The 22,564-nt window shown below is 30.9% G+C and carries 18 protein-coding genes; 15 read left to right on the forward strand and 3 right to left on the reverse strand.

Annotated elements, in window-relative coordinates:
* The first annotated feature begins 3 nt into the window (after window positions 1-3).
* The 3 genes from dat (at window position 4) to trmB (ending at window position 2,643) form a co-directional block, all read left to right on the forward strand.
* Window positions 4-855, forward strand: a complete 852-nt coding sequence (gene dat / locus NSU06_RS05295; protein ID WP_002488018.1) for a D-amino-acid transaminase — start codon at window positions 4-6, stop codon at window positions 853-855.
* A 337-nt stretch (window positions 856-1,192) separates the two neighbouring features.
* Window positions 1,193-2,005, forward strand: a complete 813-nt coding sequence (locus tag NSU06_RS05300; protein ID WP_340779542.1) for a phosphotransferase family protein — start codon at window positions 1,193-1,195, stop codon at window positions 2,003-2,005.
* Entirely contained in the window at window positions 2,002-2,643 is a 642-nt protein-coding gene (gene trmB / locus NSU06_RS05305) for a tRNA (guanosine(46)-N7)-methyltransferase TrmB (protein WP_002449690.1), read from the forward strand. The genes NSU06_RS05300 and trmB overlap by 4 nt, the downstream gene beginning before the upstream one ends.
* 370 nt (window positions 2,644-3,013) lie before the next feature.
* On the opposite strand, the gene NSU06_RS05310 is transcribed toward trmB, so the two are convergent.
* Entirely contained in the window at window positions 3,014-3,331 is a 318-nt protein-coding gene (locus tag NSU06_RS05310) for a PepSY domain-containing protein (protein WP_039984215.1), read from the reverse strand.
* Between the two features lie 92 nt (window positions 3,332-3,423).
* On the opposite strand from NSU06_RS05310, the gene NSU06_RS05315 reads away from it, so the two are divergent.
* The 11 genes from NSU06_RS05315 (at window position 3,424) to NSU06_RS05365 (ending at window position 18,333) form a co-directional block, all read left to right on the forward strand.
* Window positions 3,424-4,506 (forward strand): M42 family metallopeptidase, encoded by a 1,083-nt coding sequence (locus NSU06_RS05315; protein WP_340779544.1) that lies wholly within the window; start codon window positions 3,424-3,426, stop codon window positions 4,504-4,506.
* A gap of 1 nt (window position 4,507) precedes the next feature.
* The gene (locus tag NSU06_RS05320) at window positions 4,508-4,819 is read left to right on the forward strand and encodes a thioredoxin family protein (protein WP_002449688.1); all 312 of its coding nucleotides are present in this window, start codon (window positions 4,508-4,510) and stop codon (window positions 4,817-4,819) included.
* 116 nt (window positions 4,820-4,935) lie between these two features.
* The gene (locus NSU06_RS05325; RefSeq protein WP_049414904.1) at window positions 4,936-5,790 is read left to right on the forward strand and encodes a DUF1444 domain-containing protein; all 855 of its coding nucleotides are present in this window, start codon (window positions 4,936-4,938) and stop codon (window positions 5,788-5,790) included.
* A 28-nt stretch (window positions 5,791-5,818) separates the two neighbouring features.
* Window positions 5,819-6,415 (forward strand): YtpR family tRNA-binding protein, encoded by a 597-nt coding sequence (gene ytpR, locus NSU06_RS05330; RefSeq protein ID WP_017176343.1) that lies wholly within the window; start codon window positions 5,819-5,821, stop codon window positions 6,413-6,415.
* Between the two features lie 24 nt (window positions 6,416-6,439).
* The gene (locus tag NSU06_RS05335; RefSeq protein WP_340779549.1) at window positions 6,440-10,000 is read left to right on the forward strand and encodes a DNA translocase FtsK; all 3,561 of its coding nucleotides are present in this window, start codon (window positions 6,440-6,442) and stop codon (window positions 9,998-10,000) included.
* Between the two features lie 21 nt (window positions 10,001-10,021).
* Window positions 10,022-11,335, forward strand: a complete 1,314-nt coding sequence (gene murC / locus NSU06_RS05340) for a UDP-N-acetylmuramate--L-alanine ligase (RefSeq protein ID WP_093514953.1) — start codon at window positions 10,022-10,024, stop codon at window positions 11,333-11,335.
* 77 nt (window positions 11,336-11,412) lie between these two features.
* A complete protein-coding gene (locus NSU06_RS05345) occupies window positions 11,413-11,910 on the forward strand; it encodes a DUF948 domain-containing protein (RefSeq protein WP_002449680.1) in 498 nt (165 codons plus the stop codon).
* Window positions 11,911-11,981: 71 nt separating this feature from the next.
* The gene (locus NSU06_RS05350; protein ID WP_340779555.1) at window positions 11,982-13,850 is read left to right on the forward strand and encodes a hypothetical protein; all 1,869 of its coding nucleotides are present in this window, start codon (window positions 11,982-11,984) and stop codon (window positions 13,848-13,850) included.
* Window positions 13,851-14,071: 221 nt separating this feature from the next.
* Complete coding sequence (locus NSU06_RS05355) at window positions 14,072-15,163, forward strand: bifunctional 3-deoxy-7-phosphoheptulonate synthase/chorismate mutase (RefSeq protein WP_019835463.1); 1,092 nt, start codon at window positions 14,072-14,074, stop codon at window positions 15,161-15,163.
* A 262-nt stretch (window positions 15,164-15,425) separates the two neighbouring features.
* A complete protein-coding gene (ccpA, locus tag NSU06_RS05360) occupies window positions 15,426-16,415 on the forward strand; it encodes a catabolite control protein A (RefSeq protein WP_017176097.1) in 990 nt (329 codons plus the stop codon).
* Between the two features lie 250 nt (window positions 16,416-16,665).
* Window positions 16,666-18,333, forward strand: coding sequence for a formate--tetrahydrofolate ligase (locus tag NSU06_RS05365; RefSeq protein WP_340779559.1), 1,668 nt, complete (start codon window positions 16,666-16,668; stop codon window positions 18,331-18,333).
* Between the two features lie 270 nt (window positions 18,334-18,603).
* On the opposite strand, the gene NSU06_RS05370 is transcribed toward NSU06_RS05365, so the two are convergent.
* Window positions 18,604-19,491 (reverse strand): transglycosylase domain-containing protein, encoded by an 888-nt coding sequence (locus NSU06_RS05370; protein WP_019835461.1) that lies wholly within the window; start codon window positions 19,489-19,491, stop codon window positions 18,604-18,606.
* A 345-nt stretch (window positions 19,492-19,836) separates the two neighbouring features.
* Here NSU06_RS05370 and tyrS point away from each other — a divergent pair, with 345 nt between their 5' ends.
* Window positions 19,837-21,099, forward strand: a complete 1,263-nt coding sequence (gene tyrS / locus NSU06_RS05375; protein WP_002487995.1) for a tyrosine--tRNA ligase — start codon at window positions 19,837-19,839, stop codon at window positions 21,097-21,099.
* Window positions 21,100-21,165: 66 nt separating this feature from the next.
* Here tyrS and NSU06_RS05380 read toward each other — a convergent pair whose 3' ends face one another.
* Window positions 21,166-22,422 (reverse strand): S1C family serine protease, encoded by a 1,257-nt coding sequence (locus NSU06_RS05380; RefSeq protein WP_019835460.1) that lies wholly within the window; start codon window positions 22,420-22,422, stop codon window positions 21,166-21,168.
* Window positions 22,423-22,564 lie beyond the last annotated feature (142 nt).

Genomic DNA, 22,564 nt, shown 5'->3' on the forward strand with positions numbered 1-22,564 from the left:
ATAATGACAAAAGTATTTATTAACGGAGAATTTTTAAATCAAGAAGACGCAAAAGTGTCTTATGAAGACCGAGGTTATGTATTTGGAGATGGTATATATGAATATATTCGTGCATACAACGGTAAATTATTTACAGTAACTGAACACTTTGAAAGGTTCCTTAGAAGTGCGAGTGAAATTCAAATCGATTTAGGCTATACTGTCGAGGAGCTAACAGATATTGTAAGACAACTTTTAAAAATCAATGACATTCAAAATGGTGGAATTTATATTCAAGCGACAAGAGGTGTAGCACCAAGAAACCATTCTTTCCCAACTCCAGAAGTTAAACCTGCTATTATGGCATTTGCTAAAAGTTATGATCGTCCATATGACGACTTTGAAAATGGCATTAATGCTGTAACAGTTGAAGATATTAGATGGTTACGTTGTGACATTAAAAGTTTAAATTTATTAGGAAATGTTCTTGCTAAAGAATATGCAGTTAAATATAATGCAACAGAAGCCATTCAACATAGAGATGAAACTGTTACTGAAGGTGCGTCAAGTAATGTGTATGCGATTAAAGATGGCGAAATCTATACACATCCCGTTAATAATTACATTTTAAATGGTATTACTCGAAAAGTAATTAAATGGGTTGCTGAAGATGACAACATACCATTTAATGAAGAAACATTTACAGTTGATTTCTTAAAAAATGCAGATGAAGTCATTGTGTCTAGTACTTCTGCTGAAGTAACACCTGTCGTTAAGATTGATGGCGAAATTGTAAATGATGGTAAAGTAGGTCCAATTACTAAAAAATTACAAGAAGGATTCGAAAAGTATATTGAATCAAAAAGTATCAATTAACTTTAAATTTCTTCAACGATGATGTATATGATATGTTATAATATTTATAAAGCATTCGGGATTTTAGCTTTTTCATACTAGTAAAATGTATCATTTTGTTTCTCATTTTCAGTTGAAAAATTAAGCTAAAAATTATAAAATCATCATTGAGTGATTAAAGAGATAACGTAAAAAATTTAAATGATTTGAAGACATTTAAATAATAATTTTATCAATATAACAAAAACAAAGTTAGAAATATAATCGTTAGATAAAAAGCGATGATTAAATTAGATATATGGCTCTTGAAAAACTATATTTCTCGAGCCATTTTCTAGTTGAAAGTGAGGTGAACGAGTTGGAGCAGTTTTATCAATTAGGGTGGACGCTTGATTCTGCAGGTGGAGCATCTGGAGAGGCGTATATGGCTGAACAAGATGGACAAAAATTATTTCTTAAGCGTAACTCAAATCCATTTATTGCAGCATTATCTGCAGAAGGTATTGTGCCTAAGTTAGTTTGGACAAAACGTATTGAAACAGGCGAAGTTGTAACAGCACAACATTGGAAAAATGGTAGAGAACTTACATCATCAGAAATGTCTCAAAGAAGAGTTGCTGAACTTCTCAAAAAAATACATGGTTCAAAACCACTACTTAATATGTTAAAACGTATGGAAATGGAACCTATTACCCCAAATATTATGTTAAAGAAAATTAATGCTTCTTTATCTAGAGACGTATTAACCCATCATATTATTCGAAAAGCATTAACTTACTTGGAAGATCATATTCCTAATTTAGATTCACGTTTCTTTACAGTAGTTCATGGTGATGTTAATCATAATAACTGGTTACTTTCTGATCGTGATGAGCTATTTTTAGTAGATTGGGAAGGTGCCATGATTGCTGATCCAGCCATCGATATTGGTATGCTGCTATACAACTACGTTCCAAAACAACAATGGTCTAACTGGTTTAATACTTATGGTGTTAAAGAAAGTATGGACTTAAATAAACGTATGAAATGGTATACTGTGATTCAATCAATCGGCATGATTCAATGGTATGAAGAACAAAAAAGATTTAAAGATATGAACACATGGATCAAATTTTTAAATGAGGTAATGAATAGTAATTTATTTATTTATTTAAGGAGATTTAATACATGAGAGTCCGTTATAAACCATGGGCAGAAGATTATTTGAAAGAACATCCTGACCTAGTAGACATGGATGGTTCACATGCTGGCAAAATGAGTGATTGGTTTGATAAGAAACAGCCAATCTATATTGAAATCGGTTCAGGAATGGGACAATTTATAACTACACTTGCAGAGCAACATCCTGAAATTAATTTTGTTTCTTTAGAACGTGAAAAAAGCGTTATGTATAAAGTGCTTGATAAAGTAAAAGATAAAGGACTTACAAATTTAAAAATGATTTGCAATGATGCAATTGAACTAAATGAGTACTTTAAAGAGAATGAAGTATCTAGAATTTATTTAAATTTCTCGGATCCTTGGCCTAAAAAAAGACATGCAAAACGTCGTTTAACGTATCGAACTTTTTTAGCTTTATATGAACAAATTCTTAAAGAAGATGGAGAAATACATTTTAAAACAGATAATAGAGGTTTATTTGCTTATAGTCTTGAAAGCATGTCACAATATGGAATGTATTTTACAAAGTTAAATTTAAATCTTCATGATGAAGATGATGAAGATAATATATTAACTGAATATGAGAAAAAATTTTCTGATAAAGGTTCCCGTATTTATAGAATGGAAGCCAAATTTCATAAAAATTAATAAATAATATATTAAATCCAACACACGAGCGTAAGAAGAAAATACATTCTTACGCTCGTGTGTTGTTTTATCATTTATTGCTCTTTATGATACATATAAGTACATATGTGCTAAATACATTGTTATTTAAATTTATGGATAAGTACATATGATAAACATCCAATGCAATATGTAAGAAAAAAAGAAAAAATTTAGTCCATATTTCATCTAAAAGGATTATTGATTTTTGTATTATCATAGTAATCGTTACTTTACTGTTAAGTTCGAAAATGATAAAAAATTAATAAAAACATCAAACAAATATAATTTAAAATATGAATATGAAGTAAAAAAAGTATTAAAATGTTTTTTAAATATCAAAAAAGTAATATTAATTTTCTTCAATAGTAAGTATTTCACCTGTGTGTGCATCAGCATAGAAGGTATACTCTATATCACGGTTGTTTTTATTTTGAGTAATACCACCTTGATAAACAAAACGATTTAAATATTGCTCTTTATTTTGCAAAGGTTCATGAAGAATGTAAGAACCTTTAATATCCATAAAATATGATTTTACTTCCTCTAATATTCTATCCGGATTTTTTACTTTTTTGTTTTTCAATGTATGATAGAGTATAAAAGCCGTAGATGCTCCTATAGTTATTACGATGGGAATGGAGATATATTTTATAGTTTGACGAGTCATAATTATCGAATCTAACCTTTCTATTAATAGTTCTTATTATTAGTTTACCATAATCAAAATGATATAATAAATTTAAGGAGTGTGTTTATGTAATGGAAAACGATAAAACTTTACTTCGTATAAAAACATTAACAGAATTACATGGAGCACCAGGCTTTGAAGAAGAAGTACGTGACTACATGAAAAAAGAAATGACCCCATTTGTAGATGAAGTGATAACAACTCATTTGGGAAGTGTTTTTGGTATAAAAAAATCAAAAAAACAAAATGCAAAGCGTGTGATGGTAGCGGCTCATATGGATGAAATTGGCTTTATGATTACGAACATCACTCAAAATGGCATGTTACAGTTTACTAACTTAGGCGGTGTATCTAATGATATATGGCAAGGACAACGACTGCAGGTTAAAAATAGAAATGGTGAAAAAATTGTAGGCGTAGTTTCGAATATACCAAAACATTTTAGAACAGGTAATGAAGCGGTTCCTGAGATTAAAGATTTAATGTTAGATATAGGAGCAGAAAGTGATAAAGAAGTTCGATCACGTGGAATAGAAATAGGGGACACAATTGTTCCTTTTACACCATTCACTCAATTATCTGAACATCGATATAGTGCTAAGGCATGGGATAATCGTTACGGTTGTGTCTTAGCAATTGAAATATTAGAATTACTCAAAGATGTAGAATTAGATGTAGATTTATATGTGGGTGCAAATGTTCAAGAAGAAGTTGGATTAAGAGGTGCAAAAGCATCAACTGAATTAATACAGCCAGACATAGCATTCGTTGTAGATTGTTCTCCTGCAAATGATATTAAAGGTAAACAGCAATTATCTGGTCAATTAGGTGAAGGAACATTAATTCGAATTAAAGATGGTACAATGATTCTCTCTCCACGTTTCAGAGACTATCTACTGGAGTTAGTTGATACATTTGATATTCGTTCACAATACTATATTTCACCAGGTGGTACAGATGGGGGAGAAATCCATAAAGCAAATAAAGGTGTATCTACAGCAGTTATAGGCGTATGTGCAAGATATATTCATAGTACAGATGCGGTATTTGATATTAGAGACTATTATGCCGCGCGTGAATTATTAAAACAAGCTGTGAGTCACTTAACAAATGAAAACATTTTAACATTACAATTTCAAAGCGAGGAGAAATAATATGATTACGTTAGAAACTGAAAAACAATTTGAAGAATTGAAAAATGAACAAACGGTATTTGAATTTACAGCTGGATGGTGTCCAGATTGTAAAGTGATTGAACCAGATTTACCGAAATTAGAAAAAAAATACTCTAATTTTAAATTTGTATCAGTAGATCGAGATAAATTTATAGATTTAGCAATTGAAAATGATATCATGGGTATTCCAAGTTTTCTCGTATATAAAAATGGTGAATTAATGGGAAGTTATATTGGAAAAGAACGAAAATCAATCGAACAAATAGATTCATTTTTAAGTCAATATGTGTAAATGAGTAATTAGGACTTAAACTTCTTATTTATATGAAAGAATAGCCTAATTTTTCTGTAACTGGAGCTCTTTTTATTGTAAAATATTGTAAGGTGCGAAAATAGGAGTGTTTTAATATGAACGTCTTTCAAATGAGAGATACATTAAAACAACGTTTAAAACATTTAGACGTTGATTTTAAGTTTGATCGTGAAGAAGAAACATTACGTATATATAGACGAGATAATTTTAAAGGCGTAACTATCAAACTTAATGCAATTGTAGCGAAGTATGAAGAACAAAAAGAGAAAATCATTGATGAAATTATCTATTATGTTGAAGAGGCAATTGCACAAATGGATGATAATGGTCTATCTAAAATGAAAGATATTCAAGTTATGCCTGTAATAAGATCAACTAGTTTTGATAAAAAAACTAAAGAAGGTCATCAATTTGTTATTGAAGAACATACTGCAGAAACTAATATTTATTATGCACTTGATTTAGGAAAATCGTACCGATTAATTGATGAAAGTATGTTAAAAACACTAGGTTTAACTTCACAACAAATTAAAGAAATGTCGTTGTTTAATATACGTAAACTTGAGAATAAATATAAAACAGATGAAGTAAAAGGAAATATTTTTTATTTTATCAATTCAAATGACGGATATGATGCGAGTCGTATTTTAAATACAAAGTTTTTAAATGACATTGAAGCTCAATGTGAAGGTGAAATGTTAGTCGCTGTTCCTCATCAAGATGTATTAATTATTGCTGATATACGCAATAAAACAGGCTATGATGTTATGGCACACTTGACGATGGAATTTTTTACTAAGGGACTTGTACCTATAACGTCACTTTCATTTGGTTATAAAAAAGAACATTTAGAGCCGATTTTTATTTTAGGAAAAAATAATAAACAAAAAAGAGATCCAAACGTTATTCAACGTTTAGAAGCGAATCGTAAAAAATTTAATAAAAAATAACTAATAATACGTAAAAAGGAGAATTTAAATGAATTTATTTTATAATAAAGAAGGCGTAGGGGACGTTGCATTTTTACAAATTGAACCAACAGATGGGCCTTTTGAATATGAAATAAAAAATAATGTGGTTGCTATTAAACATGAAAATCAAATTGTTGGATTTAATATTTTCGATTTTTCAAAAGTATATTCAGTTAATAGTAAGGGTCATATTAAATTAAATGAAACGCTTGTAGAAGCTATACAACAATCAATTACAAATGCAGGTTTTGATTATCAACTTGAAGCGGATTTATCACCTAAATTTGTTGTAGGCTATGTAGAAACTAAAGAAAAGCATCCTGATGCAGATAAATTAAGTATTTTGAAAGTTGATGTTGGTAGTGAAAAACTACAAATCGTGTGCGGTGCGCCAAATGTAGAAGCAGGTCAAAAAGTTGTCGTAGCTAAAGTCGGTGCAGTTATGCCAAGTGGAATGGTAATTAAAGATGCTGAATTACGTGGTGTTGCATCAAGTGGTATGATTTGTTCAATGAGAGAATTGAACTTGCCTAATGCACCTCAAGAAAAAGGAATCATGGTATTGTCTGATGATTATAAAGTAGGCAATGCATTTTTTGATTAAAAAAACTAGGAAGGATGTGGAAGTATGAGTTGGTTTGATGAATTATTTGACAATGATAAACATTCTGATGAAGAATTACTAAGACGAAAAAATAAACGTCGACATAACTCAGAAACACAAAAGAATGGTGAGCATACCTTACTTCCTGAAAATGATGATATCTATGATCGTCCGCGTGGAAAATTTCGTTTTCCTATTGATTTAGGGCAAGATGCTGAAACATATGATGAAGCGGTTTACAGAGAAGTTGATGAAGATGAATATATGTCGCAGAAATCACCTAAAGTTGATAAAGAATTTGGTTATGGCGCTTACAGTTATGATGAAATAGATAATAATAATGACTATCCTCAAACTTATGACAGTGCAACAGATACTCGAAGACGCAGAAGAAGACAGTATACAAATCATGATGATACTGGAGTGCCTTCAATTAAAGAAAGACCTTCTAATAAACGTAATAAGTCGTTGAATAGTACACAATTAAATGATAAAAATAATAGAAAAACGACTTCTCAATATCATAAGCATACAAATAATCATTCTCATGTGAAATTACAATCGGAGCGTTTTAAAGCAAACTATAAAACGACATCGAATTCTACATATCACCATTCAAGTTTTAGAACTTCAGAAGTACCGTCTGCAGTATTTGGTACAAAAAAACGCCGACCAATTGAAAACGGTGTTATCCCTCCACTAAAAGAGAATGAGAATGACGATAATCATAATGACGAGAAACATAATTCAAAACAAGATCAAACAGCACAACGAGTATCTGATAATGATGTAAAAACAAATATAAGCAAGTCTAAAAATGAACCGTTGAGTCAAACTAAGTATGAAGATACTGATGTTTCAATTATTAATGATCAAAATTCTAATATTTATGAAACTACATCTTCAAAAAGTAACGTTCCTAATTTTTCTCAAAAAGATAATACGGTGAATATTGAGAATATTTATGCGTCACAAATAGTAGAAGAAATTAGACGTGAAAGAGAAAAAAAAGCACAACAAAAACGTAAGTTTAAAGAAGCTTTACAGAATAAGCGTCAACAATCAGCGGATAATGATAACGAAATCCAAAAAGTCATTGATGAAATGTATGCAAATCAAGCTAAGCAGTACACTGGAGAGAGTTCTCTAGATCATGAAGAAAATAATGATGAAGAGAGAACGACATATACAGAAGATAGTACTGATAAAATGGAAGACTCAAATGAGAATACGATGAATAATCATGTGATTGATGAAGGGACTCAAACTGATTCAAATACATCTAATTATGATGACGATGATGAGCAGTATCAATATGAAGAAATTGATTTGAAATCTGTCCCAAATATTCAAACTGTTAATGATAAAGATGTAGAAGTACGAGAAGTTAATGATACGACATCTACAGACGAACATAATGATGAGCCATTGTCAGACGATAATCTTAACGTATCACCTATACATTCAACTAAAGACAAACAGCATCATCTTAATAAAAATGAAGATGCTCATTTAAGTAAAGTTAATGAATTGCAAGACAATAATTATACTTCAAAAGAAGAAGTAGAGGAAGCAAAGTATCATGAGATGAACGCTTCTTCGAATGAAGAGGTAACTAAACAATCAAATCATAACGATGATGACATTGACCATTCAATTGATAATGCAATTGAGACAGATACTGAGTATGCTTCTGAACAAATTGAACATAACAATGATTCAGTTCATGACTCATCATCTAACACTGAAGATGAAAAATTAGAAGATGATAACAAACAAATCGTTGAAAATGAGGATGTTTCATCATCTATTAAATCCTCAATCATTCCGGGTAGTAAACCTTTTAACGTTGTAATGACGCCATCTGACAAAAAACGTTTGATGGATGCTAAAAAATTCAAAAAAACTAATAAAGTTAGCGTTCCAGAATTAAAACCAGAGACAAAATTGGAAAATAAATCAGTTAGTACACCAAGTTCAAGTCCATCAGTAAAAGCGACTAATAATCATGAAGAGCATATTAAAAAGAATATTAATGAACAATCACTTCAAGATAATCAAGAAGATGAAACGAGTGAACTTTCAAATGTACAAAATGAAAATACACAAGCCATATCTATGACATTAAATACTCAGAATGAAGATCAAGATGAAAACGAGCAACACGAAAGTAAAGCTGCGATTAGAAAAGGTCCTAATATTAAATTACCAAGTCTTGAATTATTAGAAGATCCGGAAATTCATCAAATTGATAACTCATGGATTGAAGAGAAAAAACAAGAATTAAATGATGCGTTTTATTACTTTAATGTTCCTGCAGAAGTTCAAAATGTGACTGTAGGTCCAAGTGTAACACGATTTGAGTTAGCTGTTGAAAAAGGTGTGAAAGTTTCGAGAATTACTGCTTTGCAAGATGATTTAAAGATGGCACTGGCCGCTAAAGATATAAGAATTGAAGCACCTATTCCAGGTACAAGCTTGGTAGGTATTGAAGTACCAAACCAAAATTCTTCAAAAGTAAGTTTAAAATCAATCTTAGAATCATCTAAGTTTAAAAATACGGAATCTAAATTAACAGTAGCTATGGGTAATCGGATTAATAATGAGCCATTATTAATGGATATTGCTAAAACGCCTCATGCTTTAATAGCTGGAGCGACAGGTTCAGGTAAATCTGTATGTATTAACAGTATATTAATGTCATTATTATATAAAAATCATCCAGAAGAGTTGAGATTATTATTGATTGATCCAAAAATGGTTGAATTAGCGCCATATAATGACTTACCACATCTTGTTTCACCAGTTATTACAGATGTTAAAGCAGCTACTCAAAGTTTAAAGTGGGCTGTTGAAGAGATGGAAAGACGTTATAAACTGTTTGCAAAATATCACGTACGCAATATTACTGCTTTCAATAAAAAAGCGTCTTACGAACAACGTATGCCTAAGATAGTCATTGTTATTGATGAATTAGCAGATTTAATGATGATGGCTCCACAAGAAGTAGAACAATCTATTGCTAGAATTGCTCAAAAAGCGAGAGCTTGTGGAATTCATATGTTAGTAGCGACACAAAGACCTTCAGTTAATGTTATTACTGGACTTATTAAAGCTAATATACCAACCCGTATTGCATTTATGGTGTCTTCAAGCGTGGACTCTAGAACTATTATTGATAGTGGAGGCGCTGAAAGACTATTAGGGTATGGTGATATGCTATATTTAGGTAGTGGTATGAATAAACCTATACGTGTACAAGGTACATTTGTATCTGATGAAGAAATTGATGATGTCGTTGATTTCATCAAAGCACAAAGAGAACCAGAATATTTATTTGAAGAAAAAGAATTGTTGAAAAAGACTCAAACTCAAGCACGAGATGAATTATTTGATGATGTTTGTAGTTTTATGGTCAAAGAAGGACATATATCTACTTCATTAATCCAACGACATTTCCAAATTGGTTATAATCGTGCAGCAAGAATCGTCGATCAATTAGAACAACTAGATTATATATCTGGAGCAAACGGCTCTAAACCAAGAGATGTATTTATTACTGAGGCAGATTTAAAGAATGATTAATTTTAAAGGAGTTTTATGGATATGACGCATTATCATTTTGTCGGAATTAAAGGTGCAGGAATGAGTTCATTAGCACAAATTATGCACGATTTAGGACATGAAGTTCAAGGTTCAGATATTGAAAAATATGTATTTACAGAAGGAGCACTTAAAAATAAAGGGATTAAAATTTTACCATTTAGTGTAGATAATATACATGAAGGAATGGTAGTTATTCAAGGTAATGCATTTCCTGATACACATGAAGAAATTGTTAAAGCACATGAATTAAAGTTGGACGTGATTAGATATCATGATTTTCTTGGTCAAGTCATTAATCAATATACATCGGTAGCAGTTACAGGTGCTCATGGTAAAACGTCTACAACTGGTTTATTATCTCACGTTATGAATGGAGACAAGAAAACATCATTCTTAATTGGCGATGGTACAGGAATGGGATTACCAGGTAGTGATTATTTTGCATTTGAAGCGTGTGAATATAGACGTCACTTTTTAAGCTATCACCCAGATTATGCAATTATGACAAATATTGATTATGACCATCCTGATTATTTTAAAAATATCGACGATGTTGCTAGTGCTTTCCAAGAAATGGCAAATAATGTAAAAAAAGCTATTATTGCTTGGGGAGATGATGAACATTTAAGAAATTTAAAAGCAGATGTACCTATTTATTATTATGGTCTTAGTAAAAACGATGATGTATATGCAGATAATATACAAATAACTGAAAATGGTACTCAGTTTGATGTGTATATTAATGGAGAATACTATGATCAATTTTTAACACCACAATATGGTAATCATAATATTCAAAATGCCTTAGCAGTCATTACAATTAGTTATCTTGAAAAAATGGATGTTAATAATATTAAAGAAGCTTTAGAAACATTTGGTGGTGTAAAACGTCGCTTTAATGAAACTTTTGTTTCAAAACAAGTATTAGTAGACGATTATGCTCACCATCCAAGAGAAATTAGTGCTACAATTGAAACAGCACGAAAAAAATATCCAAATAAAGATGTCGTTGCAGTATTCCAACCTCATACGTTTTCAAGAACTCAAGCTTTCTTAGATGAATTTGCTGATGCATTAAGTAAAGCAGACCACGTATTTTTATGTGAAATTTTTGGTTCAATACGTGAAAATACTGGAGAATTAACTATCCAAGATTTAATAAATCGTATTGACGGATCTGCGTTAATCGATGAAAATAGTATTGATGTATTAGAAAAATTTGATAATGCTGTTATTCTATTTATGGGTGCCGGAGATATTCAAAAAATTCAACGTGCTTATGAAGAAAAAATTGGTATGTCAAAAGAATTCTAATATGTTTATATATAATTATTATGGGTATTTATAATTAATGACTTTTATTTTAAAAGAATATTTAGGAGGCGTTTTTTATGCATTGGATTTTACCAATTGCTGGAATTATTGCTGCAATCGCATTCTTAATTTTATGTATTGGAATTGTCGTAGTTTTAATTTCAGTTAAGAAAAATTTAGATCATGTGGCTAAAACACTTGATGGTGTTGAAGGTCAAGTTCAAGGTATTACTCGTGAAACTACTGATTTACTTCATAAAGCTAATCGCTTAACTGAAGACATTCAAGGTAAAGTTGAACGTTTAAACTCTGTTGTTGATGGCGTTAAAGGTATTGGCGACTCAGTTCAAACTTTAAATAGCTCAGTTGATCGTGTGACTAACTCAATCACACATAATATTTCTCAAAATGAAGATAAAATTTCTCAAGTAGTTCAATGGTCAAATGTTGCAATGGAAATTGCTGACAAATGGCAAAATAGACACTACCGTAGAGGAAGTGCAAACTACAGAGCTAACTCTGTAGCTAATGATGCAAATCAAAATTACACTACAAATGTTGAGAAAAACTTTTAATATGATTCAATCAAATGCACTTAAATGAGGTTTTTACTTGTTTAAGTGCATTTCTTATAGGAGGAATAAACATGAGTAAAAAATATAATCGTGACTCATTTGAAACGAATAACACTGGCAATGACTTACATGGTCGTGGCGCAAATCAATCTAATGATGACGTGAATACAAATGCGACGAAACACTATGATAGAGATGCATTTGAAACAAATAACTCAGGTAATGACTTACATGGTCGTGGCGCAAATCAACCTAATGGTGATTTGAATACAAATGCGACAAAACATTACGATAGAGATGCATTTGAAACAAATAACTCAGGTAATGACTTACATGGTCGTGGCGCAAATCAATTAGACCAAAACAACTTTGTTAATACACCACATTATAATCGTGATGACTATGAGAGTTATAATCATCCAAAGTTCTCAAATCAAGCTACTCGTGATACTAATCAAGAGATTGATTATAAAACTTATTATAATGATCCGAGATTTAAGTCTCGTAAACGTTTTATTGTTAGCTTTATTACTGGTGCAATTATTGGCTCAACTATTGGACTTTTAACTAAAAATAAAGCAAACCAAAAAATTGATGATTTAAAAGCAAAAGAACAAGAAGTTAAAGATAATTATTATAGTATTAAACAACAAACAGAAGAAACAATTGATAATGTAAGACATAAAATTGAAGACTTAAAAAATAGAAAACATACAGGTATTTCTTCCGATGAGCTTGCAGCACAACGTCGTGCAATTCAATCAGAAACATCAAGTAACTTGGCAGATGAATCACCACAAGCGCAAGAAATACAAGAAGCCAAGGCTGAAACTATAGTAAAAGAAAATAATTATTTTAATAATGAACATAATAGTGCGGAAGAAATTGTAGCACAACAAAATGCTATTAAAGCTGAGTTGTCAAATAACTTAGCAGATGAATCACCACAAGCGCAAGAAATACAAGAAGCCAAAAAAGAAGCAGTTGCTAAAGATGAAAAACAAGAAGAAACAGATGCACTTGCAGCACAACGTCGAGCAATTCAATCAGAAACATCAAGTAATTTAGCAGACGAATCGCCACAAGCGCAAGAAGTACAAGAAGCCAAAAAAGAAGCAATTGCTAAAGATGAAAAACAAAAAGAAACAGATGCACTTGCAGCACAACGTCGAGCAATTCAATCAGAAACATCAAGTAATTTAGCAGACGAATCACCACAAGCGCAAGAAATACAAGAAGCCAAAGAAGAAGCAATTGCTAAAGATGAAAAACAAGAAGAAACAGATGCACTTGCAGCACAACGTCGAGCAATTCAATCAGAAACATCAAGTAATTTAGCAGACGAATCACCACAAGCGCAAGAAATACAAGAAGCCAAAAAAGAAGCAATCGCTAAAGATGAAAAACAAGAAGAAACAGATGCACTTGCAGCACAACATCGTGCAATTCAAAATGAATCAGCAATAAATCAATTATCTAATCCAGCAAGAAGTCATCAAACTCAAAACAGCGAAAATGAGTCACAAGCTTCTAAAATTGCATCGGCAGCTAGAACTAAGCAAACTAAGTTAAAAGATAATAAAGATGTAGCAAGTAATACTCGAAAATTATTTGAGGAGGCACCAATAACATCCTCTAAATATGATAAAGTGCCTAATTTGATAACTAAAAATCATAAGTCATTTAATAAAGATGAAGAAATAACAAAAAATAAACAAACTCACCATGATGCTAAATTTGAAAAAGGAGTTATTACTCACCAACATCAACCATCTCAATCAAATTCAACTCAAAAAAATAAAAACCATAATCAAAAACGTAAAAATCAGAATCGCAAAAATCAGAATCGCAAAAATCAAAATAAAAACAAAACGCCAAAGCAACAACAAAGAGCTGAAAAAGCAAATAGTAAAATAGAAAAACGTACATTTAATGATTAATCTTTTTAAAAGAGCAGTGTAATATTTTACATTGCTCTTTTAATTCTTTATATAGTATTATTAATTGTATTAATTTTAATAATTCAGAAATATCAGAAAATTTATTTGATTTATAGTTGAATATTTTTAATGTAATTGTTAGAATACTATCTAAATACAATTATTTTACCGCTTTAAAGTAATATAATTCAGTATAGTAAAATTTATTGAGGTGAGTATGAATGTCTACAAAGTTAGAACAATACAGGGAAGAGATAATTTCAATTAATAATCAAATTCTAGACTTATTATCAAAAAGAGGGGAATTAGCTCAAAAAATAGGAGAAGAAAAAATTAAGCAAGGTACTAAAGTTTATGACCCTCAACGAGAAAAAGAAATGATTAATGAATTAATGGATCGTAATAACGGACCATTTAATGATAATGTAATTAAACAATTGTTTAAAGAAATCTTTAAAGCGTCTACTGATTTACAAAAATCAGAAAATGAAAAGCACTTATATGTTTCAAGAAAATTAAAACCGGAAGATACAATTGTAAAATTTGATAATGGTGGAGTTATTGGTGATGGAAATAAATCATTTGTATTTGGTCCATGTTCTGTTGAATCTCAAGAACAAGTTGATGCAGTAGCTCGTGATTTACAAGCCAAAGGTGAGAAATTTATTAGAGGCGGTGCATTTAAACCAAGAACATCACCATACGATTTCCAAGGATTAGGAATTGAAGGGCTTAAAATATTGAAAAATGTTAAAGATAAATTCAATCTTAATATTGTTAGTGAAATTGTAAATCCAGCTGATTTCGAAATTGCTGATGAATACTTAGATGTCTTCCAAATTGGTGCAAGAAATATGCAAAATTTTGAATTACTTAAAGAAGCTGGACGTACAAATAAGCCAATCTTATTAAAACGTGGTTTATCAGCTACTATTGAGGAATTTACATTTGCAGCTGAATACATTGCTTCTCAAGGTAATAAAAATATTATTCTATGTGAACGTGGTATTCGTACTTATGAAAAAGCTACTCGTAATACACTTGATATTTCTGCCGTACCTATCTTAAAACAAGGTACTCACTTACCAGTAATGGTAGATGTTACACATAGTACAGGACGTAAGGATATTATGTTACCGACTGCAAAAGCAGCACTTGCAGTGGGTGCAGACGGAGTAATGGCAGAAGTACATCCAAATCCATCAGTAGCTTTAAGTGATAGTGGTCAACAAATGGATTTAAATGAGTTTGATAAATTTTATAATGAATTAAAGCCATTAGCTGACATGTACAATTCTAAACAACTTAAATAAAACATCATACTTTAATTTACTAGCTATTCATTTTACTAAAATATAGGGCAATATAGAAAGTTTTATATTTAACTTCTATATTGTTCTTTTTTAGTTAAAACGAATAGTTTTATTTTGATTTTATTAAATCTATTAACTAAAATTTGACACAATTGTGAATATAAGTCTTATATATTTGACACATAACCAATTTATGATAAACTTTGAAAATGAAATGAAAACACGTTATAATAATAAATGAAACGCTTACAAGGAGGAAATTATGACGGTAACTATATATGATGTAGCTAGAGAAGCTCGTGTATCTATGGCAACTGTATCACGAGTAGTTAATGGCAATCAAAACGTAAAACCAGAAACACGTAAAAAAGTAAATGATGTTATTCAAAGATTAAATTATAGACCAAATGCTGTTGCAAGAGGACTAGCTAGTAAACGTACAACTACAGTAGGCGTTATTATACCAGATATCTCTAATATTTATTATTCTCAACTTGCTAGAGGTATTGAAGATATTGCAACAATGTATAAGTATCACTCTATCATTTCTAATTCAGATAATGATTCAGAAAAAGAAAAAGAAATTTTTAATAATTTGTTAAGTAAACAAGTAGATGGCATTATCTTTTTAGGTGGTACAATTTCTGATGAAATCAAAGATTTAATTAATCATTCTTCAGTTCCAGTTGTAGTATCTGGCACAAATGGTAAAGATGACAATATCGCATCTGTTAATATCGATTTTGCTAAAGCTGCCAGAGAAGTTACAGAACAACTTATTAAAACAGGCGCAAAAGATTTTGTACTTGTAAGTGGAGATTATTCTAAAAAGGCTCAAGAAGATGTACTAAGTGGTTTGAAAGATGCTTTAAACAAACATCAATTAAAGTTAAATAACACTATAGAATTATCAGGTTCAGAAAGCTATAAAGACGGAGTGAATGTTTTTGAAAAATTAAAAAATAATTTACCTGATGCTATATTATCTATTAGTGATGAACAAGCAATTGGTATTTTGCATAGTGCTCTTGATGCTGGAATAAAAGTTCCAGAAGAACTACAAATCGTTAGTTTTAATAATACGCGTTTGGTAGAAATGGTTAGACCTAAACTATCTAGTGTCATTCAACCATTGTATGACATCGGAGCAGTAGGTATGCGTCTTCTTACTAAATTTATGAATGAAGAAGACATTGCAGAACCTAATGTAGTTTTGCCACATAGAATTGAATATCGAAATACTACTAAATAAAGTAATGTAGAAAAAAGGATAAAATGAATAATTTTATCCTTTTTTAATATATAAGTTACTATAATATAATTATGTAAACCTTTTAATATTACTAAATTTATTTTTAAGGAAATTAAATATTTTTGTAAACGCTATCAAGTATTCGACATATATTTGTTTGTTAGTTATTATAAAGTAGTAAGATGATTTGGTAGTTATTTCTAAATATCTTATTACATAAAATTTATTTTAAACAAGGGGTTGAAATAATTTGGCACATTTATCAGATTTAGATATTGCTAATCAATCAGAATTAAAACCAATTGGAGACATTGCAAAAAAAGCAGGAATACCTGAACATGCTTTAGAGCAATATGGACACTACAAAGCTAAAATTGATATTAATCAAGTTCAATCAAAAGAAGAAAAAGGTAAAGTTGTCTTAGTAACTGCAATGAGCCCTACACCAGCTGGTGAAGGTAAATCAACTGTAACAGTAGGCTTAGCTGATGCTTTTAATGAGTTAAATAAAAATGTAATGGTTGCTTTACGTGAACCTGCTTTAGGGCCAACTTTCGGAATTAAAGGTGGCGCCACTGGTGGGGGATATGCGCAGGTTTTACCTATGGAAGATATTAATTTACACTTTAACGGCGATTTCCATGCAATTACAACAGCGAATAATGCATTATCAGCATTTATAGACAATCACATTCATCAAGGTAATGATTTAGCAATTGATGTACGTCGTGTTGAATGGAAACGTGTACTTGATATGAATGATCGTGCATTACGTAATGTCATTGTTGGGTTAGGTGGACCAACTAACGGTGTTCCACGTGAAGATGGTTTCAATATCACTGTAGCATCTGAAATAATGGCGATTTTATGTTTAGCTCGTAATATTAATGATTTAAAAGAAAAAATCAGTCGTATTACAGTTGGTTATACTCGTGAGCGTAAACCAATTACTGTTGCAGACTTAAAAGTTGAAGGCGCTCTTGCAATGATACTTAAAGATGCAATTAAACCTAATTTAGTACAAACTATTGAAGGAACACCAGCACTTGTACATGGTGGACCATTTGCTAATATAGCTCATGGTTGTAACTCGATTTTAGCAACTGAAACTGCACGTGATTTAGCAGATATTGTTGTTACAGAAGCAGGATTTGGTTCAGATTTAGGCGCTGAAAAATTTATAGACATCAAAGCACGTGAAGCGGGCTTTGAACCTTCTGCAGTTGTCCTAGTAGCTACTGTTCGTGCATTAAAAATGCATGGAGGCGTTGGTAAAGATAATCTAAAAGAAGAAAATGTTGAAGCAGTTAAAGCTGGTATTGTTAATTTAGAGCGTCATGTTAATAATATTAGAAAATTTGGAGTAGAACCTGTGGTTGCTTTAAATGCGTTTGTACATGATACTGAAGACGAAACTGAGGCAGTTAAAGCTTGGGCTAAAGAAAATAATGTACGAATTGCCTTAATAGAAGTATGGGAAAAAGGCGGTAAAGGTGGCGTTGATCTTGCTAATCAAGTTCTTGAAGTCATCGATCAACCACAAGAATTTAAATTCTTGTATGATTTAGATCAATCATTAGAAGAAAAAATTGAAACAATTGTAAAAGAAATCTATGGTGGTTCTTCAGTAACGTTCAGTAAAAAAGCAAAAAAACAATTAAAAGAATTTACCGACAATGGATGGGGCAAATATCCAATCTGTATGGCTAAAACACAATACTCATTTAGTGATGATGCAACCGCTTTAGGTGCACCAACTGATTTTGATATAACTATCAGAGAATTAGAAGCTAAAACAGGCGCTGGATTTATTGTTGCATTAACAGGGGCAATTATGACAATGCCGGGATTACCTAAAAAACCAGCGGCATTAAACATGGATGTCACTGATGAAGGTCATGCAGTAGGATTATTCTAATTTAGATTAAAGAAAAAGCGTTTGAGACATTTACTGTCTCAGACGTTTTTTTGTTTTACCAACAAATTTCATCATTTTGTTGGTAAAACTGCATGTGAAAAAACAAGCGATTTAGCGACAAAACCAAGTAAAAAACGAATTTCAGGTAATTTAAATCATATATCGATATTTTGTGTTATTACTATCATATATTTATTTTAAAAGGTTCTTAAATTCAATACTCATAAATCATTTAAATTAATATATGTGCGATATAAGATATTGATTGATTCATTGAGGCTTAGTTAATAAATGATCATAAATAGTATATTGTTTTGCCTGTTGATATGTCTTTTTACTGATTACCCCTTCCACTAGCATTCGTTTTAATACATAATACTGACGGTCAATACTAATTTTAACTTCGTTATAAGACTTCAAATCACCATTATCTTCATACGGTGTATACGTATAAGGGCTTTGCAATAAGCCAACAAGATAAGCAGATTGTGCAACATTTAACTTGGAGGGGGGAACGTTAAATAAACTATAGGAAGCAGACGCAATTCCACTTATATTTGCACCATTATAATCGCGTCCAAACGGTACAATATTTAAATATGTATAAATAATTTCATTTTTAGATAATATTTTTTCAAGACGCATCGCTAATATAATTTCATTTGCCTTACGACTATATGTTTTTTCATTTGTTAAGACTTGATTCTTTATTAATTGTTGTGTAATTGTACTTCCGCCAGAACGAGAATTTAAACTTAAAACATCTTGGATCATTGCTCTTATTAACGCTTTTGGTAAAATTCCATCATGTTTAAAAAATAATGTGTCTTCAGAAGATATTAATGCTTTAATTACGTTTGAATTTACATGTTTTGGACCTACGATGAGAGAGTTTTGAGAATGATCATACTCAGTTAAAATATTTTTATCGTGATTCAAAATCTCATCACCTGAAAAGTGTAGTACGCGGTGTTTCAATTCAGTATCACTTATATTTGAAGCTTCTTGAGTAAGATGATGAAAATAAGTAGCAGTACCAAGAACAATAAGTATAGAACCTAAAACTATAATACTCAAAAGACCTACCATAATATGTTTTATAAACTTATAATTTTTTTCAAACGTTTTAAATTGAGCATCTTTAAATAATAATTTCATGGTAGTCCTCCTCAAATTAAATACAGTATATCATATCTAGCATATTTGACTTTTAGAAGAGGTTTTTTTATAATTATTATCAATTCAATATGTATTGAATAAGAGGAGAAGTAATATATAAATTAACTTAACAGAGAGTTAGTGGATGCTGTGAACTAACATGTGTTTATATATGAATACACCTCATACTTATTTATTCAACGTTTATTAATGAGCGTATCATTAATAGAGTAAACAATTCTATTTGAATTGTTAAGTATGGTGGTAACGTGCATAAGCGCCCTTACATTGTTGTGAGGGTGCTTTTTTATTTAATAAAAATAAATTTTATAGGAGGATATAACTATGTCAAATGCATTACTAGAAGAATTACAATGGAGAGGTTTAATTTATCAACAAACTGATGAACAAGGTATTGAAGATTTATTAAATAAAGAACAAGTAACGTTGTATTGTGGTGCAGATCCAACTGCTGATAGTTTACATATTGGTCATCTTTTACCATTTATGACATTACGTCGATTCCAAGAACATGGTCATCGTCCAATAGTACTTATTGGTGGAGGCACTGGTATGATTGGAGACCCATCTGGTAAATCTGAAGAACGTGTATTACAAACTGAAGATCAAGTAGCAAAAAATGTTGAAGGCTTAAGCGCTCAAATGCATAAACTATTTGAATTTGGCACAGATAAAGGAGCCGTACTCGTTAATAATAGAGACTGGTTAAGTCAAATTTCACTAATAAGTTTCCTACGTGATTATGGTAAACATGTAGGTGTCAATTATATGCTAGGTAAAGATTCAATTCAATCACGATTAGAAAATGGAATTTCATATACAGAATTTACCTATACTATTTTACAAGCAATTGACTTTGGCCACTTAAATCGTGAACTTAATTGTAAAATTCAAGTTGGTGGTTCTGATCAATGGGGTAATATTACAAGTGGTATTGAGTTAATGCGACGTATGTATGGTCAAACAGAAGCTTATGGTTTAACTATTCCATTAGTGACAAAGTCTGATGGTAAAAAGTTTGGGAAATCAGAATCTGGAGCTGTTTGGTTAGATGCTGAAAAAACAACACCGTATGAATTTTATCAATTCTGGATTAATCAATCGGATGAAGATGTTATTAAATTCTTAAAATACTTTACATTCTTAAGTAAAGAAGATATTAATCGCCTTGAACAATCTAGAGATGAAGCACCACATTTACGAGAAGCTCAAAAAGCACTTGCTGAAAATGTAACAGAATTTATTCATGGTAAAGAAGCACTTGATGATGCAATTAGAATTTCAGAAGCATTATTTAAAGGTGATTTAAAATCTTTATCAATTAAAGATATCAAAGCAGGGTTTAAAGAAGTACCTCAAGTTGAAGTTTCTAAAGCAACAACTAACATTATTGATGTTTTAATTGAATCTGGAATTGCTTCCTCAAAACGACAAGCAAGAGAAGATGTAAACAATGGAGCAATTTATATTAATGGTGAAAGAGAACAGTCTGTTGATTACAACTTAACTGATGAAGATAAATTTGATAATGAATTTACAATTATTCGCCGTGGTAAGAAAAAATACTTCATGGTAAATTATAAATAATCTTATCTGAGAAGAATATATTGAAAACGAGGTTAATCCATTATTTTGGATTAACCTCGTTATTTATTATCGAATAAATTGACTATTATTATCTTCAGAATTATATGATTGCGAAGATATTGATTTTTGATTTTTAAGAGTGACTGATACGTCTTTAGTTTTACCATCACGTATAACAGTCAACTTCACGGTTTCACCTGGCTTTTTATTTTGATATAAGTACGTTCTTAGATCGGTATCATCATCTACTTTTTTACTATCTACTTTAGTAATGATATCGCCAACTTTTAATTCACTAGAGTGGCTAACTTTTGCTACATACACACCAGTATCACGATCAGTTTTTAATTCTTTTTTATAAGAATCTGGAATATCACTTAAGTTAAGTAACCCTATTCCAATTGAAGGACGTTCTACTTTACCATGTTTAACGAGTTGTTCAATTGTAACTCTTACTTCATTACTTGGGATTGCAAAACCAATACCTTCAACTTGGTCAGCAGCAATTTTCATTGAATTAATACCTACTAAATTACCATTAACATCTACTAATGCACCTCCAGAGTTACCAGGATTAATTGCTGCATCTGTTTGTAGCACATTCACTTTAGTTCCACCAGAAGTGGTATTAGATTCAATTGTACGTTCATTTGCAGAAATAATACCTGATGTTACTGAGTTAGCAAATTCTAAGCCAAGTGGGTTACCCATTGCGAAAACACTATCGCCAGTTTGAACTTTAGAAGAATTTGCGAATTTCATTGCTTTAATTCCTTTTTGAGAATCAATTTTTAAAACTGCAATATCTGAAACTGCATCTGTACCTACAAGCTTTGCTTCTACTTGTTTACCATTATGTAATTGTACTTTAATTTGTGATGCACCATCAATAACATGATTATTAGTGACGATGTAAGAAGAATTGTTGTTAATTTGATAAATAACACCAGAACCGATACCAGCTTCTTGTGCTTTAGTTGATTTACCTTGTAATAAATCGTCAAAACTTGTTACCTTTTGCATATTGATGACACCTACAATAGCAGGAGAGACATCTTTGATCATGGCATTAACCGATTTATATTTATCACTTTTACCGTCTAACACATTGCCACCTTTATCATTCGTAGCCTGTTGGACTTGAGATCCACCACTATTTGAATCATCTCCATTCATAAGTCGATTAACTCCTAAAACAATTAATGCTCCTATGATACCAGCGATTAGAGCAATAATAATAATTCTAAACCATGGAAACTTCGGTTTAGGTGGACGTGAATGCTGATAATCGCTGGATTGAAAATATTGATTATATTCTGTCATATTAAACCTCCGTATATATTTTAACCATTATCTCAATTATGAAGAAAATATTTAAATATTTCTAGTAAATAGCTATCAGTCTTAAGATGTATCTTTTAAAATCTTGTTCACGTGATAAGTTAATGATAAAATCGACTAAGTG

The sequence above is a fragment of the Staphylococcus sp. FSL W8-1270 genome (assembly GCF_038007165.1).
GTDB lineage: Bacteria > Bacillota > Bacilli > Staphylococcales > Staphylococcaceae > Staphylococcus > Staphylococcus hominis.